Genomic DNA, 14,625 nt, shown 5'->3' with positions numbered 1-14,625 from the left:
TGAGGCGCGCCTTTTTTGCCAGTAAGATATTTCGTTAATAATAAGGCGACCTGCAGGTCGCCTTATTTGTCAGGGCCGTCCCCAGAGGAGATGGCTGTATGCGCTGGCGGATTAGTCGCGTTTGGTCGGACGCTGATGGCTCAGCACCTGACGCGGTTGCGTACGACGACCTACCATACCCATCACACCGGCCAGAATCGCTTCGATAATCAGCATAAAGAAGGCGAACCAGCTGGCTTTCGCGGTAGCGGCAGCGGCTTTATCAGCGGCTTCGCGTGCTTTCTGCTCCGCCTGCTGTTTCAGCTCATTGTATTTCTGACGCGCCTGCTGATAGCTTTTCTCTGTCTGATCGACAATCTGTTCCGCTTCGGCGTCGGTTTTTCCGGTGCGCGCCTTAATGATATTTTTCAGCGCGTCGCGGTCAGCGGCCTGCAGGGTATCCTGATTGCTGTTAATTAAGCCTTTCACCCAGTTGGTAATATCGGTGTCGGCGTTTTGCGGATTATTAGCCGTGGCCTGCGCCTGGTTCTGCGCGCTGTTCGCCGCATTTTGCGCATCCTGCTGCAGGTTTTCCGGCTGCAATTCAGGTTTGCCGGTCTGACGCAGCGTAGTTTCCAGTTCGTTTTGCAGATCGTCCAGGTTAATGCCGCTCTCCTGCAGCTTGTCGCTCGCCATCTGCGTCGCCTTCGGCGCAACGGCGGAAATCGTGCTGCCCATAGCATTCAATCCAGCGCCCATCACGTTCATGGCGCCGCTCATGGTGTAGTTGACCAGCATGATCGCCAGCCAGACGCTGAACAGCGTATTGACGCCGAACATTAACAGGCCGTGCAGCATGCCTTCACGCTGTGCGAGTCGGCCGCTGACCCAGGCGCCGACGGCGATGGAAACCAGCATGCTGATGCCGGTCCAGACCGCCGCGCCGGTGCCGATACCGTCCAGTGGGTTTTGCTCATGCAGCGGATCGATGCTGGATGTGCCAACGGCAGTGCCCAGTAAGGTTAATAACAGGTGGATCACCACGGAACTAATAACGCCAGCAAAGATAGCGCTCCATGAAATGCGCTTTAGCGGTACACCATTCACTGAGTCCACCCAGGCTGCGTCATGCCGGTTGCGGAGATGTTCAGGATGTTCACTCATAATATTTACTCCCTATCCTTATCTTTTAAGCCGTTGCCACAGAATTGTTCTTTCAACTTGCGTGAAAAATAGTGATACCTCTTATTTCAGGCAATTTAAGGCTAGTTAGGGAATAGCGATTTGACCAAATTAATTTGCTAATTTGCGACATAAAATAAACCAAAAGTTTACCGCTTCGTTTATTTTTAACGATTTTTCACTATTGCAGGCAGTATAATTACAGGTTAATTAAAATGGCGTTTTATATTTTTCCATGAGATGAAAAGTAAATAATGGCACTAATGATCGACGCAGGAGGACAGTAGCAGGGTGGGAAGAACAGATTAACGAAAATCACGAACGTGGCAGCTGAAAAACAAAAAAAGCGGCCCGCAGGCCGCCTTTTAAACAGAGGTCATTAACCCTGTTGTTCCTGCGCCTGTGACGCCTGAATCGCGGTCAGAGCGATGGTATAGACGATATCGTCAACCAGCGCGCCGCGTGACAGATCGTTCACCGGCTTACGCATACCCTGCAACATCGGCCCGATGGAGATCAGATCGGCGGAACGCTGCACCGCTTTGTAGGTGGTGTTGCCGGTATTCAGATCCGGGAAGATAAATACCGTTGCGCGTCCGGCAACCTGCGAATTCGGCGCTTTCGATTTCGCCACGTCTTCCATAATCGCCGCGTCATATTGCAGCGGGCCGTCGATCACCAGATCCGGGCGTTTTTCCTGCGCGATACGCGTCGCTTCGCGGACTTTCTCCACGTCGCTGCCAGCGCCAGAGTTGCCGGTCGAATAGGAGATCATCGCCACGCGCGGCTCGATGCCGAATGCCGCGGCGGAATCCGCAGATTGAATAGCGATTTCAGCCAGCTGCTCGGCGGTCGGATCCGGGTTGATGGCGCAGTCGCCGTAAACCAGCACCTGCTCCGGCAGCAGCATAAAGAATACCGATGACACCAGCGAGCTGTTCGGCGCGGTTTTAATCAGCTGCAGCGGCGGACGAATGGTGTTGGCGGTGGTGTGCACGGCGCCGGAAACCAGGCCGTCCACTTCATCGCGTTCCAGCATCATGGTGCCCAGCACCACATTGTCTTCCAGCTGCTCCTGCGCCACCACTTCGGTCATGCCTTTGTTTTTACGCAGCTCGACCAGGCGCGCTACATAGTTATTGCGCGCTTCTTCCGGATCGACGATCTCAATGCCTTTGCCCAGCTCAACGCCCTGCGCCGCCGCGACGCGATGGATTTCGTCCGGGTTGCCCAGCAGTACGCACTGCGCGATGCCGCGCTCGGCGCAAATCGCCGCCGCCTTCACGGTGCGCGGCTCGTCGCCTTCCGGCAGCACGATGCGTTTGCCCGCTTTGCGCGCCAGCTCGGTCAGCTGATAGCGGAAGGCTGGCGGAGAAAGGCGACGGCTACGCTCAGAAGCGGCCGTCAGCGATTCTACCCAGTCGCTGTTGATATGGCTGGCGATATACTCCTGCACCTTCTCAATGCGCTGCGTATCGTCGCTGGGCACTTCCAGGTTGAAACTTTGCAGGCTGAGCGAGGTTTGCCAGGTGTTGGTGTTAACCATAAACACCGGCAGGCCGGTCTGGAACGCGCGTTCGCAGAGTTTGTAAATACGGTCATCAATTTCATAACCGCCGGTCAGCAGGATGGCGCCGATCTCTACGCCGTTCATCGCGGCGAGGCAGGCGGCGACCAGCACGTCAGGGCGATCGGCGGAGGTGACCAGCAGCGAACCGGGACGGAAGTGCTCCAGCATATGCGGCAGACTGCGTGCGCAGAAGGTCACGGATTTCACGCGGCGGGTCTGTATTTCGCCTTCGTTAATCACGCGTGCGTTCAGGTGACGGCACATATCGATCGCGCGGGTGGCGATCAGATCGAAGCTCCACGGAATGCAGCCCAGCACCGGCAGTGGACTGTTAGCGAACAGCTGGCTCGGATCGATGTTGGCGACGCTGGCTTTGGTGGAGTCATCGAAGATTTCTGACAGATCGGGACGGGTGCGGCCCTGTTCATCCACCGGCGCGTTGAGTTTGTTGATGATAACGCCAGTGATGTTTTTATTCTTGCTGCCGCCGAAGCTGCTTTGCGTCAGTTCGATGCGCTCTTTCAGCTGGGCGGGGGAATCGTTGCCCAACGCCATCACGAAGACGATCTCCGCGTTCAGCGTTTTGGCGATTTCGTAGTTCAGCGCGTTGGCGAACTGATGTTTACGCGTCGGCACCAGGCCTTCTACCAGCACGACTTCAGCGTCTTGCGTATTGGCATGGTAGCGGGCAATGATCTCCTCCATCAGCACATCTTGCTGATTGGAACCGAGCAGCGACTCAACGCGCGACATTTGCAGCGGCTCAGCGGCGGGGATTGAGGAGTTTTTACGTATAATCGTCGTGGTCTGGTCAGGCGCATTGCCGCCGGCGCGGGGCTGGGCGATGGGTTTGAACACGCTGAGGCGGACCCCTTTGCGCTCCATCGCGCGGATAACGCCGAGGCTGACGCTGGTCAACCCGACGCTGGTGCCGGTAGGAATAAGCATAATGGTACGTGACACAGTAAACCTCTCAGGTATTTCAGGGTGTCAAAACAACTCCGTCAGCCGAGGCTGTCGGAGAAAAACTTATGCGGTAAGACGCGCGGCGTCGCGGGCGATGACCAGCTCTTCGTTGGTCGGGATCACCAGCGCCGGACGGGTGCCTTCCTTGTTAATGAAGCCTTCCTGTCCGAAGCGCGCCGCCAGGTTGCGCTCATGGTCCACTTCGAAGCCCAGCAGGGAGAGCTTCGCCAGCGACAGCTCGCGCACCATCGCCGCATTTTCGCCGATGCCGCCGGTAAATACCACGGCGTCCAGACGACCCTCCATCATCGCCGTATAGGAGCCGATATATTTGGCCAGGCGGTGGCAGAAGACATTCATCGCGCGTTTGGCGTCCTCTTTGGTGGTGTAGTTCTCTTCCACATAGCGGCAGTCGCTGGTAACGCCGGTCAGGCCGAGCAGACCGGACTCTTTGGTCAGCATTTTGTTGATCGCGTCAACGCTCATGCCCAGCGTATCATGCAGGAAGAAAACGATCGCCGGATCGATATCGCCGCTGCGGGTGCCCATTACCAGGCCTTCCAGCGGGGTCAGCCCCATAGAGGTATCGACGCACTCGCCGTTGCGGATTGCGGAAACCGATGCGCCGTTGCCGAGGTGGCAGGTAATCACATTCAGCTCTTCGACCGGCTTGTTCAGCATGCGCGCCGCTTCACGCGACACGTAGTAGTGGCTGGTGCCGTGGAAGCCGTAGCGGCGGATGCCGTGTTCTTTATAGAGATGATAGGGCAGGGCGTAGAGGTAAGACTCTTCAGGCATCGTCTGATGGAAAGCCGTATCGAAAACCGCTACGTTTTTATCAGAAAGATGCGGGAAGTTTTTCAGCGCCTCTTCGATGCCGATCAGATGCGCCGGGTTATGCAAGGGTGCGAAAGGCGAAGCGTCTTTGATATCCTGCACCGTCTCATCGCTGATGACGACGGAGTGCGTCAGCTTTTCGCCGCCGTGGACGATACGGTGACCGATTGCAGCGATTTGTGCCAACAGCTCCGGTTTTTGTGCCAGAATGTTTTTAACGATGAAGTTCAGGGCTTCGCTGTGCGCGGCGCCCGCACCCAGCGCAGCTTCCTGTTTAGCGCCGTCCAGTTTCCATTTAATGCGCGCTTCGGGCAGATGGAAACATTCGGCCAGACCTGACAGGTACTCTGCTCCGTCAGCCGGATTGAGAATGGCAAACTTAAGAGAAGAGCTACCGCAGTTCAGAACCAGTACTAACTTACTCGACATGGAAGTACCTATTAGTCAAAAGTGGCTAAAAAAAACGCAATCAGTCTATCATCCTAAAGTATGAAAGCTGGTACATTAATGATTACCATCATACTGCCAGCAAAAAGTTATCTGACAGCAAAAAAAGACGGTAATTTTACGTAAAAATTTGAAAGTCCCTTGGCTTTCAACGGCTCGGCCTCAGGATAATGAGGATAACCCGTTTTGCGGGCGCTGATAACGCGCCCAGAATAACGGCAGTCCCCAGCAAAAACAAAATTTTTTGAAGGATGTTATAGAAAGTTGTGTCGTTATTTAAATTTTTTAAATCTTGCTAAAGAAGTTGAGGTGAGCCATGGCAAATGAATCCAGCGTCGGCTGGTTTAAGACCTTCCAGCTTGGGCAGCACTACATGAAAACATGGCCGAACGATAAACGCCTCGCGCCAATTTTCCCGGAAAACCGCATTACGACCGCCACGCGGTTTGCGATCCGTTTTATGCCGCCATTGGCGGTTTTCACGCTGACCTGGCAAATCGCGCTCGGCGGCCAGCTGGGACCGGCAGTGGCCACCGCGCTATTCGCTTGCAGCCTGCCGATGCAGGGATTGTGGTGGCTGGGTCGCCGCTCCGTCACGCCGCTGCCGCCGACGCTGCTGCACTGGTTCCATGAGGTGCGTGAGAAGTTGCAGCAGGCGGGCCAGGCCATTGCGCCGCTTGAGGGTAAACCTACCTATCAGGCGTTGGCGGATCTGCTGAAGCGCGCCTTTCGTCAGCTGGACAAAACCTTCCTCGACGATCTCTGAGCCTGAATAGCCGGTTGCCCGATAATTTTTTGCGGCAACCTGGCTCAAATCAAAGAAAGGCGGGCTTATGATTCCGCCTTTTTGAACGCTGTGCGATTCTTGAACATCTTTTTACCTTGCCGTGAAACAGGAGTTGAAGATGGATATGACGCACGCGCAGCGCTTGATTCTTTCTAACCAGTATAAAATGATGACGCTGCTCGACCCGGACAACGGCGAACGCTATCGCCGGTTGCAGACCATTGTTGAGCGAGGCTACAGTCTGCAGATGCGCGAGCTGGATCGCGAATTTGGCGAGCTGAGCGAAGAGATATGCCGCACCATTATCAATATAATGGAAATGCACCATGCGCTGCTGGTCTCCTGGGAAAACCTGAAGGAGAGAGCGGACATTGACGAGCGTCGGCTACAGTTCCTCGGCTTTGACGCGGCGACCGAAGCGCGCTATCTGGGCTACGTGCGTTTTATGATCAATGTGGAAGGGCGCTATACCCACTTTGACGGCGGCACGCACGGCTTTAACGCTCAGACGCCGATGTGGGAAAAATATCAACGTATGCTTGCCGCCTGGCAAACCTGTCCGCGGCAGTATCATCTGTGCGCGACTGAGATTGCGCAAATCATCAACGCCTGAGAAGGAAACGCAAGTGAAGTGTAGAGGCTTTTTGTTCGATCTGGACGGCACCCTGGTGGATTCGTTACCGGCGGTGGAACGCGCATGGACTCACTGGGGCAAACGTCACGCTATTGATGCGGATGAGATCCTGAATTTTATCCATGGCAAGCAGGCTATCACCTCACTGCGTCACTTTATGCGCGGCAGCAGCGAAGAAGAGATCCAGCAGGAGTTTCGCCTGCTGGAGAAAACCGAAGCGGAGGATACCGACGGCGTCCGCGCGCTGCCTGGCGCCCGCGATCTGCTGGAGCAGCTCAACGCGCTTGAGATTCCCTGGGCGATCGTCACCTCCGGCTCGATGCCGGTGGCCTCGGCGCGTCGTCATGCGGCGGGACTGCCGCTGCCGGTCCACTTTGTCACTGCCGAGCAGGTGAAAAACGGCAAGCCGGAGCCGGATGCCTACCTGACCGGCGCAAAGCTGCTGGGGTTAAAACCTGAAGAGTGTGTAGTGGTAGAGGACGCGCCTGCCGGCATCCTTTCCGGCCTCGCCGCCGGCTGCGCGGTGATCGCCGTCAACGCGCCCGCCGATACGCCGCGCCTGGCGGAGACCGCGTTGCAGCTCACTACGCTCACCGCGCTGCGCATCAGCAAAGCGCCCGACGGCACGGTCACGGTGCTAACCCAAAACTGATTGATTTAACCCCGCTATCGCGGGGTTTGTTTTATGGCATGCTGCGCATTCAGGACGCATCTGATGGCGGGGAATGCTGTGAATAATCAACTTCTGTGGGTGCTGGGTCTGCTGGCGGTGACCGTCTGGCTGTTCGCGTCTGGCAGGCTGCGAATGGATGTCGTCGCACTGCTGGTGATCATCGCGTTTGTACTTAGCGGTACGCTGACGCTGCAGGAAGCCACCATCGGCTTCAGCGATCCCAATGTGATATTGATTGCCGCGCTGTTTGTGATAGGCGAGGGGCTGGTGCGTACCGGCGTCGCCCTGCAAACCGGCGAATGGCTCATGAAAATCGCCGGCAACAGCGAAAGCAAAATGATTTTCTGGCTGATGCTGACCGTGGCCGGACTGGGCGCGTTTATGAGCTCCACCGGCGTGGTGGCGATTTTTATTCCGGTCGTGCTGAGCGTTGCCGCCAAAATCGGATCGTCGCCGGCGCGGCTGATGATGCCGCTCAGCGTGGCGGCGCTGATCAGCGGGATGATGACGCTGGTGGCGACGCCGCCTAATCTGGTGGTAAACAGTGAGCTACAGCGCGAAGGGCTGGAGGGCTTCAGCTTTTTCGCCGTAACCCCTATTGGCCTGGTGGTGCTGGCGCTGGGCATTGGCTACATGCTGGTGGCGCGCTACTGGCTGGCCGCCCCGCCGGACGCTGCCGTCGCCGCCGCGCCGCGCCGCCGCAACTTCCGCGACCTTATCCGTGAATATCGTCTCAGCGGACGCGCCCGCCGTCTGGCGATACGCGCAGGCTCGCCGTTGATTGGCCGTCGTCTGGACGATCTCAAACTGCGTGAAAAGTATGGCGCCAACGTGGTGGGCCTGGAGCGCTGGCGTAAATTCCGCCGCGTGATGGTGACGGTGACCGGCGAGACGACGTTCCGCGACCGTGACGTGTTGCTGATTGATATGTCCGCCGCCGAGATCGATCTGCGGCAGTTTTGCAGCGAGCAGCGGCTGGAGCCGCTGATCCTGCGCGGCGACTACTTTTCCGACCGCGCCCGCGATGTCGGCATGGCGGAGGTATTGCTTACTCCTGATTCCGAATTGACCGGCAAAAGCGTGCGCGAGCTCGGTTTTCGCAGTCGCTTCGGCGTCAGCATCATCGGCATCCGACGACGCAACAGCCTGCTGGAGGGCACGCTGACCGACGAGCCGCTGGAAGTAGGCGATACGCTGCTGGCGATCGGCGACTGGCGCTGCATCCAGCAGCTGCAACAGCAAAAACGCGATCTGCTGCTGCTGGCGTTGCCTGCCGAGATCGATGAGGCGGTACCGGCGCACAGTCAGGCGCCGCATGCGCTGTTCAGCCTGGCGTTGATGGTGGCGCTGATGATCACCGATGTGATTCCGGGGCCCATCGCCGCCTTAATCGCCTGTCTGCTGATGGGGAAATTCCGCTGTATCGATATGGAAAGCGCCTGGAAAGCCATTCACTGGCCGGGTCTGATTCTGATCGCGGGCATGATGCCGTTTGCGCTGGCGTTGCAAAAGACCGGCGGCGTGGCGCTGGTGGTGCAGGGATTGATGGATGTGGCTGGCAGCAGAGGGCCGCACGTTATGCTGCTCTGCCTGTTTGTGCTGTGCGCCACTATCGGCCTGTTTATCTCCAATACGGCGACGGCGGTGCTGATGGCGCCGATTGGCGTGGCGGCGGCGCAGCAGATGGGCGTATCGCCTTATCCCTTCACCATGATTATCGCCATCGCCGCCTCCGCCGCCTTTATGACGCCGGTCTCATCGCCGGTCAATACGCTGGTGCTGGGGCCAGGCGGCTACCGCTTCGGCGACTTTGTGAAAATCGGCGTGCCCTTTACGCTGGTGGTGATGGCGGTCAGCGTGCTGCTGGTGCCGCTGCTGTTTCCTTTCTGACTTACAGCGGGGTGTCCTGGGATATCTCATCCAGAGAGAGGCTGAAGCTTGGCACAAAGACCTCGATAAAGTAATCCATCTCCTCGCTGCGCCGCTGCTGCAACGTTTTCTCCAGGCGCGCCAACGCTCGCCGGAACTCGTTGTTGCCGGCGGAAAGCTCTTCCAGGCACTTCAGGTAGGCGCACAGCGCGTCGGCCTGCTTAAGAATCGCGGTTTCCTCCTCGCTTTGCTGTTGTTCATCCAGCAGCGGACGCCAGGCGTCCTGCAATTCCGCAGGCAACATTTCAATCAGCTTATGGCGCGCAATTTCTTCGATCTTTTTATATTCATGGGCTATTTGGGCGTTGTAATACTTTACCGGCGTCGGCAGATCGCCAGTCAGCACTTCGCTGGCGTCATGATAGAGCGCGATCAGCGCGATGCGCTCCGCATTCAGGCTGCCATTGAATTTTTTATTTTTAATCAGCGCCAGCGCATGGGCGACCATCGCCACCTGCAGGCTGTGCTCAGAGACATTTTCCGTGCGCACGTTGCGCATCAGCGGCCAGCGGTTGATCAGTTTAAGACGGGAAAGATGGGCGAAAAAGTGGCTCTGCTTCATGAAAAAGGCGTCTCCTCAGGGCGGCTGCGGAAACCGGCGAACCCGATCTCCGCAGCGACACAGTATAGCCTTTTCATGACGCACGCTACAGCGGCTGCGCGCGTCATGCGGCCGACTATTGCCGGTAGCCTTCGAGGAAACGTCCGAACTTGCCGATCGCCATCTCCAGATCGTCAACGCGCGGCAGCGTAACGATGCGCACATGATCCGGCCACGGCCAGTTAAAGGCGGAACCCTGCACCAGCAGCACTTTTTCCTGCAACAGGAAGTCCAGCACCATTTTCTGGTCATCGTGAAGGTTAAACTTTTTCGCATCGATGCGCGGGAACATATAGAGCGCGCCCTGCGGCTTAACGCAGCTGACGCCGGGAATATCGTTGATCAGCTCCCACGCGCGTTGACGCTGCTCATAAAGACGCCCACCCGGCATAATGAATTCGCTGATGCTCTGATAGCCGCCCAGCGCGGTCTGAATCGCGTGCTGTGCCGGCACGTTGGCGCACAGGCGCATCGACGCCAGCATCTCCAGACCTTCGATATAGCCTTTCGCGTGCTTTTTCGGCCCGTTCAGCACCATCCAGCCCTGACGGAAGCCCGCCACGCGGTAGGTTTTTGACAAGCCGTTAAAGGTGACGGTCAGCAGATCGGGCGCCAGTGCGGCGATCGAATGGTGCTGTGCGGCGTCATACAGAATTTTGTCGTAAATCTCGTCAGCGAAAATAATCAGGTTATGTTCGCGCGCGATTTCCACGATCTCCATCAGCAGTTCTTTGCTGTAAACGGCGCCGGTGGGGTTATTCGGGTTGATAATCACGATGCCGCGCGTGCGGGGAGTGATTTTACTGCGGATATCCGCCAGGTCAGGGAACCAGCCGGCGGATTCGTCGCAGAGGTAATGCACCGCTTTGCCGCTGGAGAGAGAGACCGCCGCGGTCCACAGCGGATAGTCGGGCGCCGGCACCAGCATCTCATCGCCGCTGTTCAGCAGCGCCTGCATTGACTGCACGATCAGCTCAGAGACGCCGTTACCGATATAGATATCTTCAACGGTGACGTCGCGCATATCGCGCGCCTGGTAGTGCTGCATAATCGCTTTGCGTGCGGAGTAGAGTCCTTTGGAATCGCAGTAGCCCTGCGCGCCCGGCAGGTTGCGAATCACGTCGACCAAAATTTCATCTGGCGCTTCGAAGCCGAAGGGCGCTGGGTTGCCGATATTGAGCTTCAGCACCTTATTGCCTTCTTCTTCCAGGCGTTTGGCCTCTTTCAATACCGGACCGCGTATGTCATAGCAGACGTTATCCAGCTTCGAAGATTTTTCGATAATTGTATTCATTACTTGCGCCTTAACTGACAGAACTGCATTCCTGCCGTGGAAATAAACCCGCTCAATTTACTCTTCTGATATCCACTTTTGAAGGGCGGGCCAGGCTTTTGGCGCAACCGCGAGACAACGTCGCGCTGGCTGGTATGCAACATTAGCCAGCATGATTTATCTGGTATAAAAAACCATTTAACGAGTAAAAAGTAGCATTAATAACTGTTATCGCCGTTTTTGCTGTAAACCTTGCACAACGGTTTGCGAGCCAGATCAGAAAAAGAAGTAAAGTAAGATAAAAATAGTAGATTGATACGGAACGAAACAGTTAAATTTTGCTACTTAAAGTGTCGATAACCTGAAAAGCGCAGAACGATCCATCGCGTTCTCTTTTTCGACACCTTCCGCTCATCATCTGTCCTGTCGCACAACAGGATGCTTTTCAGGCGAGGGAGGGCAAAAAGCAATCCAGGGAAAAAGGCGTATTAATGCTAAAATGGTGCTTTATTGATAAGAAAAATGCGATTGGGGCTTAAAAAGTAAGCGTCGTTGTGGCAGGATATCCATCAACGGGCTTTGTGACAAAAATAAGTACGTCAGACTGCGGCTAAAAGCTGCAGCGGCGTCAGTAAATGTTAAGTCCGGTTGGTTATTATGTTTTTGCGTTATGCAGTTTTGCTGACGTGCCATATTGAAGTTATGAACCAGCGGCCCCGAAGTTAGCTCGCCTGAAGTTAGCTCGGTTTCCATCAATAAGCAGGACGCGTTTGGCGTTTAGGTTCAGCGCGTATGCGCTCAATGATTGTCAACCTAAAATACTGACGGCACTGGCGGAGTTGTATGCATCTCCTTCAGCAGTAGAGTGAATAGCAGCTTTTCATTTTTACAGTTTAAAGCTGTCGTTTCCTGACGGGAAACGTCATTTTTGCCAGCTTTATCTCCGTCTGACATTTGATCGACGGAAGTAACACCAGGGTAGTTGTTCTTAAAAACTTATAAGTGAAGAAAAAAATATGACTAGTGCAAATCGTCCGATACTCAATCTCGATCTCGATCTGCTGAGAACCTTCGTAGCAGTCGCCGATCTCAACACCTTTGCTGCCGCGGCGGCCGCCGTCTGCAGAACGCAGTCGGCGGTGAGCCAGCAGATGCAGCGTCTGGAGCAGCTGGTGGGCAAAGAGCTGTTTGCTCGCCATGGCCGTAACAAGCTGCTGACCGAGCATGGCATTCAGTTGCTCGGTTATGCCCGAAAAATCTTACGTTTTAATGACGAAGCCTGTACCTCGCTGATGTACAGCAACGTGCAGGGCGTTCTGACCATCGGCGCGTCCGATGATACATCAGATACGATTTTGCCGTTCCTGCTGAACCGCGTAACCTCTGTCTATCCGAAGCTGGCGATCGACGTTCGCGTAAAACGCAACCCGTTTATGATGGAGATGCTGAACCAGGGCGAAGTTGACCTGGTGGTCACCACCTCCAGCCCAGGCGCTTTTACTCATCAGGTGCTGCGCACGTCGCCGACGCTATGGTATTGCGCCGCCGATTATATCTTCCAGCGCGGCGAAGCGATTCCTCTGGTGCTGCTGGATGAGCCAAGCCCTTATCGCGATATGGCGATCGACCATCTTAACGAAGCGGGCATTCCGTGGCGTATCTCTTACGTCGCGTCAACGCTGGCGGCCGTACGCGCGGCGGTGAAAGCGGGTCTGGGCGTGACCGCGCGTCCGGTAGAAATGATGAGTCCTGAACTGCGCGTAATGGGCGCGGCGGAAGGGCTGCCGGTGCTGCCGGATACGCAGTACCTGCTGTGTCGTAACCCGGACAGTGAAAACGAACTGGCGCTGGCGATTTTCAACGCTATGGAATCAAGCAACGACCCGTATAACTTGGCGCTGGCCGCACAGGGCGACGCGATGTTGTTGGATGATGAAGAATAAGTATTAATAATGAGAATTTTTCTCATTATTAATGGCGTTTTTTGAATAAAAGCGCCGGAAAAAAGCCTCTCGAGCGTTAATGGCGCCGGGAGGCTTTTTTTATGGTGCTTTCCTGGCGTTATTCTGCTTGTTTTGCCGCTGTTAATTGCATCGCTGTGCTGAAAAGCGTCGGTCGTTTGACCAAAAGGTTTTTCTTGTCTTCAACGGGCTACTTTATTCATTTTGCTTAAAAAATAATCATGCGAACTGTCTGTTATTTTAGCAAAAAGGGTAAAAGTGTGTCCTGGATCAAAAAAATAACCCTGTTGTGGGGCAGGAAATCTTTCATTTTCCTGTCAAAATATGTTTGTTAAATGCACGATCCAAGCGTGCAAATACCCACTACACTTAATTTACATTCATAAACTGACACGATTTAGCCTAATTTCTGCGCATCATATGTTAATAAAATGATGCTAGTGTAAATTAACGTGTGGATACTTTTGTCAAAGTTGACAAAAGGTTATAGAAAGGGGTAAAAAACCCCATTAAATTGCTGCTTATAGGTTAAAGACAGCATATTTTATAAGGTTTTTCATCCTTCCCTTGAATTAATGTGGTGTGTTCTTCGCCATCGGCTTCGCAGGACGCTAAACGCCACTTTTGATGAGTAAGCAGAGAGTATGTCAACAACCACAGAAGTTATCGCTCATCACTGGGCATTCGCTGTTTTTATCGTTGTCGCTTTTGGCCTGTGCATCTTTATGCTGGCCGGCGGCTGGCTGTTGGGCGGCCGCGCTCGCGCTCGCCATAAAAACACGCCTTTTGAATCCGGCATCGATCCGGTTGGTAGCACGCATCTTCGCCTTTCTGCCAAGTTCTATCTCGTGGCGATGTTCTTCGTCATCTTCGACGTGGAAGCCCTCTTTTTATACGCATGGTCGACATCGATCCGCGAAAGCGGCTGGGTCGGCTTTGTTGAAGCCGCAATTTTCATTTTGGTGCTGTTGGCTGGACTGGTTTATCTGGTGCGTATTGGCGCGCTGGATTGGGCGCCTGCGCGTCGTCGCGTGGACGTTGATACCGGCAAGGTCACTAACACCAACCCTCAAAAGCAGTAACAGCGAGGCATTAAGATGGACTATACGCTCACCCGCATAGACCCCAACGGTGGTGAGAACGACCGTTATCCCCTGCAGAAACAGGAGATCGTTCCAGACCCACTGGAGCAGCACGTCCACCGTAGCGTTTACATGGGCAAACTGGAACACGCGCTGCACGACATGGTGAACTGGGGTCGTAAAAACTCTCTCTGGCCGTATAACTTCGGCCTTTCCTGTTGTTACGTGGAGATGACCACCTCGTTTACCGCCGTGCATGACGTTGCGCGCTTCGGTTCAGAAGTGCTGCGCGCCTCGCCGCGTCAGGCGGACTTCATGGTGGTCGCCGGTACGCCCTTTAAAAAGATGGCGCCGGTTATTCAGCGTCTTTATGACCAGATGCTGGAGCCGAAGTGGGTTATCTCCATGGGCGCCTGCGCTAACTCGGGCGGCATGTACGACATCTATTCCGTCGTGCAGGGCGTCGATAAGTTCCTGCCGGTAGACGTCTATATTCCCGGCTGCCCGCCGCGCCCGGAAGCTTATATGCAGGCGCTGCTGCTGCTGCAGGAATCGATCGGCAAAGAGCGTCGTCCGCTCTCGTGGGTCGTAGGCGACCAGGGCGTATACCGCGCCAATATGCAGGCCGAGCGCGAAAGGAAGCGCGGCGAGCGTATTGCGGTGACCAACCTGCGCACCCCGGACGAAATTTAAAACAACTGTTT

The 14,625-nt window shown here is 55.3% G+C and carries 12 protein-coding genes; 7 read left to right on the top strand and 5 right to left on the bottom strand.

Going from position 1 to position 14,625, the window contains the following annotated elements:
* Window positions 1-111: 111 nt before the first annotated feature.
* The 3 genes from C2E16_RS14580 to ackA all read right to left on the bottom strand — a co-directional run bounded on the left by C2E16_RS14580 (window position 112) and on the right by ackA (window position 4,963).
* Window positions 112-1,143, bottom strand: coding sequence for a TIGR04086 family membrane protein (locus C2E16_RS14580; protein WP_038625058.1), 1,032 nt, complete (start codon window positions 1,141-1,143; stop codon window positions 112-114).
* A gap of 397 nt (window positions 1,144-1,540) precedes the next feature.
* Complete coding sequence (gene pta / locus C2E16_RS14575) at window positions 1,541-3,694, bottom strand: phosphate acetyltransferase (protein ID WP_425325811.1); 2,154 nt, start codon at window positions 3,692-3,694, stop codon at window positions 1,541-1,543.
* Window positions 3,695-3,760: 66 nt separating this feature from the next.
* Window positions 3,761-4,963, bottom strand: coding sequence for an acetate kinase (gene ackA / locus C2E16_RS14570; RefSeq protein ID WP_038625062.1), 1,203 nt, complete (start codon window positions 4,961-4,963; stop codon window positions 3,761-3,763).
* A gap of 334 nt (window positions 4,964-5,297) precedes the next feature.
* Here ackA and yfbV point away from each other — a divergent pair, with 334 nt between their 5' ends.
* The 4 genes from yfbV (at window position 5,298) to C2E16_RS14550 (ending at window position 8,965) form a co-directional block, all read left to right on the top strand.
* Window positions 5,298-5,747, top strand: a complete 450-nt coding sequence (gene yfbV / locus C2E16_RS14565; protein WP_038625064.1) for a terminus macrodomain insulation protein YfbV — start codon at window positions 5,298-5,300, stop codon at window positions 5,745-5,747.
* Between the two features lie 139 nt (window positions 5,748-5,886).
* Entirely contained in the window at window positions 5,887-6,381 is a 495-nt protein-coding gene (locus C2E16_RS14560; protein ID WP_038625066.1) for a YfbU family protein, read from the top strand.
* A 13-nt stretch (window positions 6,382-6,394) separates the two neighbouring features.
* Window positions 6,395-7,054 (top strand): sugar phosphatase, encoded by a 660-nt coding sequence (locus C2E16_RS14555; protein ID WP_038625068.1) that lies wholly within the window; start codon window positions 6,395-6,397, stop codon window positions 7,052-7,054.
* Between the two features lie 78 nt (window positions 7,055-7,132).
* Complete coding sequence (locus C2E16_RS14550; protein WP_038629929.1) at window positions 7,133-8,965, top strand: SLC13 family permease; 1,833 nt, start codon at window positions 7,133-7,135, stop codon at window positions 8,963-8,965.
* Window position 8,966: 1 nt separating this feature from the next.
* On the opposite strand, the gene yfbR is transcribed toward C2E16_RS14550, so the two are convergent.
* Entirely contained in the window at window positions 8,967-9,566 is a 600-nt protein-coding gene (yfbR, locus tag C2E16_RS14545) for a 5'-deoxynucleotidase (RefSeq protein ID WP_038625070.1), read from the bottom strand.
* Between the two features lie 115 nt (window positions 9,567-9,681).
* Window positions 9,682-10,899 carry a pyridoxal phosphate-dependent aminotransferase gene (locus C2E16_RS14540; protein ID WP_038625072.1) on the bottom strand — a complete coding sequence of 406 codons (1,218 nt, stop codon included), beginning with the start codon at window positions 10,897-10,899 and terminating at the stop codon, window positions 9,682-9,684.
* A gap of 995 nt (window positions 10,900-11,894) precedes the next feature.
* Between C2E16_RS14540 and lrhA the strand changes: the two genes are divergently transcribed.
* The 3 genes from lrhA (at window position 11,895) to C2E16_RS14525 (ending at window position 14,614) form a co-directional block, all read left to right on the top strand.
* A complete protein-coding gene (gene lrhA, locus C2E16_RS14535) occupies window positions 11,895-12,821 on the top strand; it encodes a transcriptional regulator LrhA (RefSeq protein ID WP_038625074.1) in 927 nt (308 codons plus the stop codon).
* 662 nt (window positions 12,822-13,483) lie between these two features.
* On the top strand, window positions 13,484-13,921 hold the full coding sequence (locus tag C2E16_RS14530) for an NADH-quinone oxidoreductase subunit A (protein WP_038625076.1): 438 nt from the start codon (window positions 13,484-13,486) through the stop codon (window positions 13,919-13,921).
* Window positions 13,922-13,936: 15 nt separating this feature from the next.
* Window positions 13,937-14,614, top strand: coding sequence for a NuoB/complex I 20 kDa subunit family protein (locus C2E16_RS14525; protein ID WP_038625077.1), 678 nt, complete (start codon window positions 13,937-13,939; stop codon window positions 14,612-14,614).
* Window positions 14,615-14,625: the final 11 nt, after the last annotated feature.

The organism is Mixta calida (assembly GCF_002953215.1).
Taxonomy (GTDB): Bacteria; Pseudomonadota; Gammaproteobacteria; order Enterobacterales; family Enterobacteriaceae; genus Mixta; species Mixta calida.
This window is presented reverse-complemented; position numbering and strand designations above follow the sequence as displayed.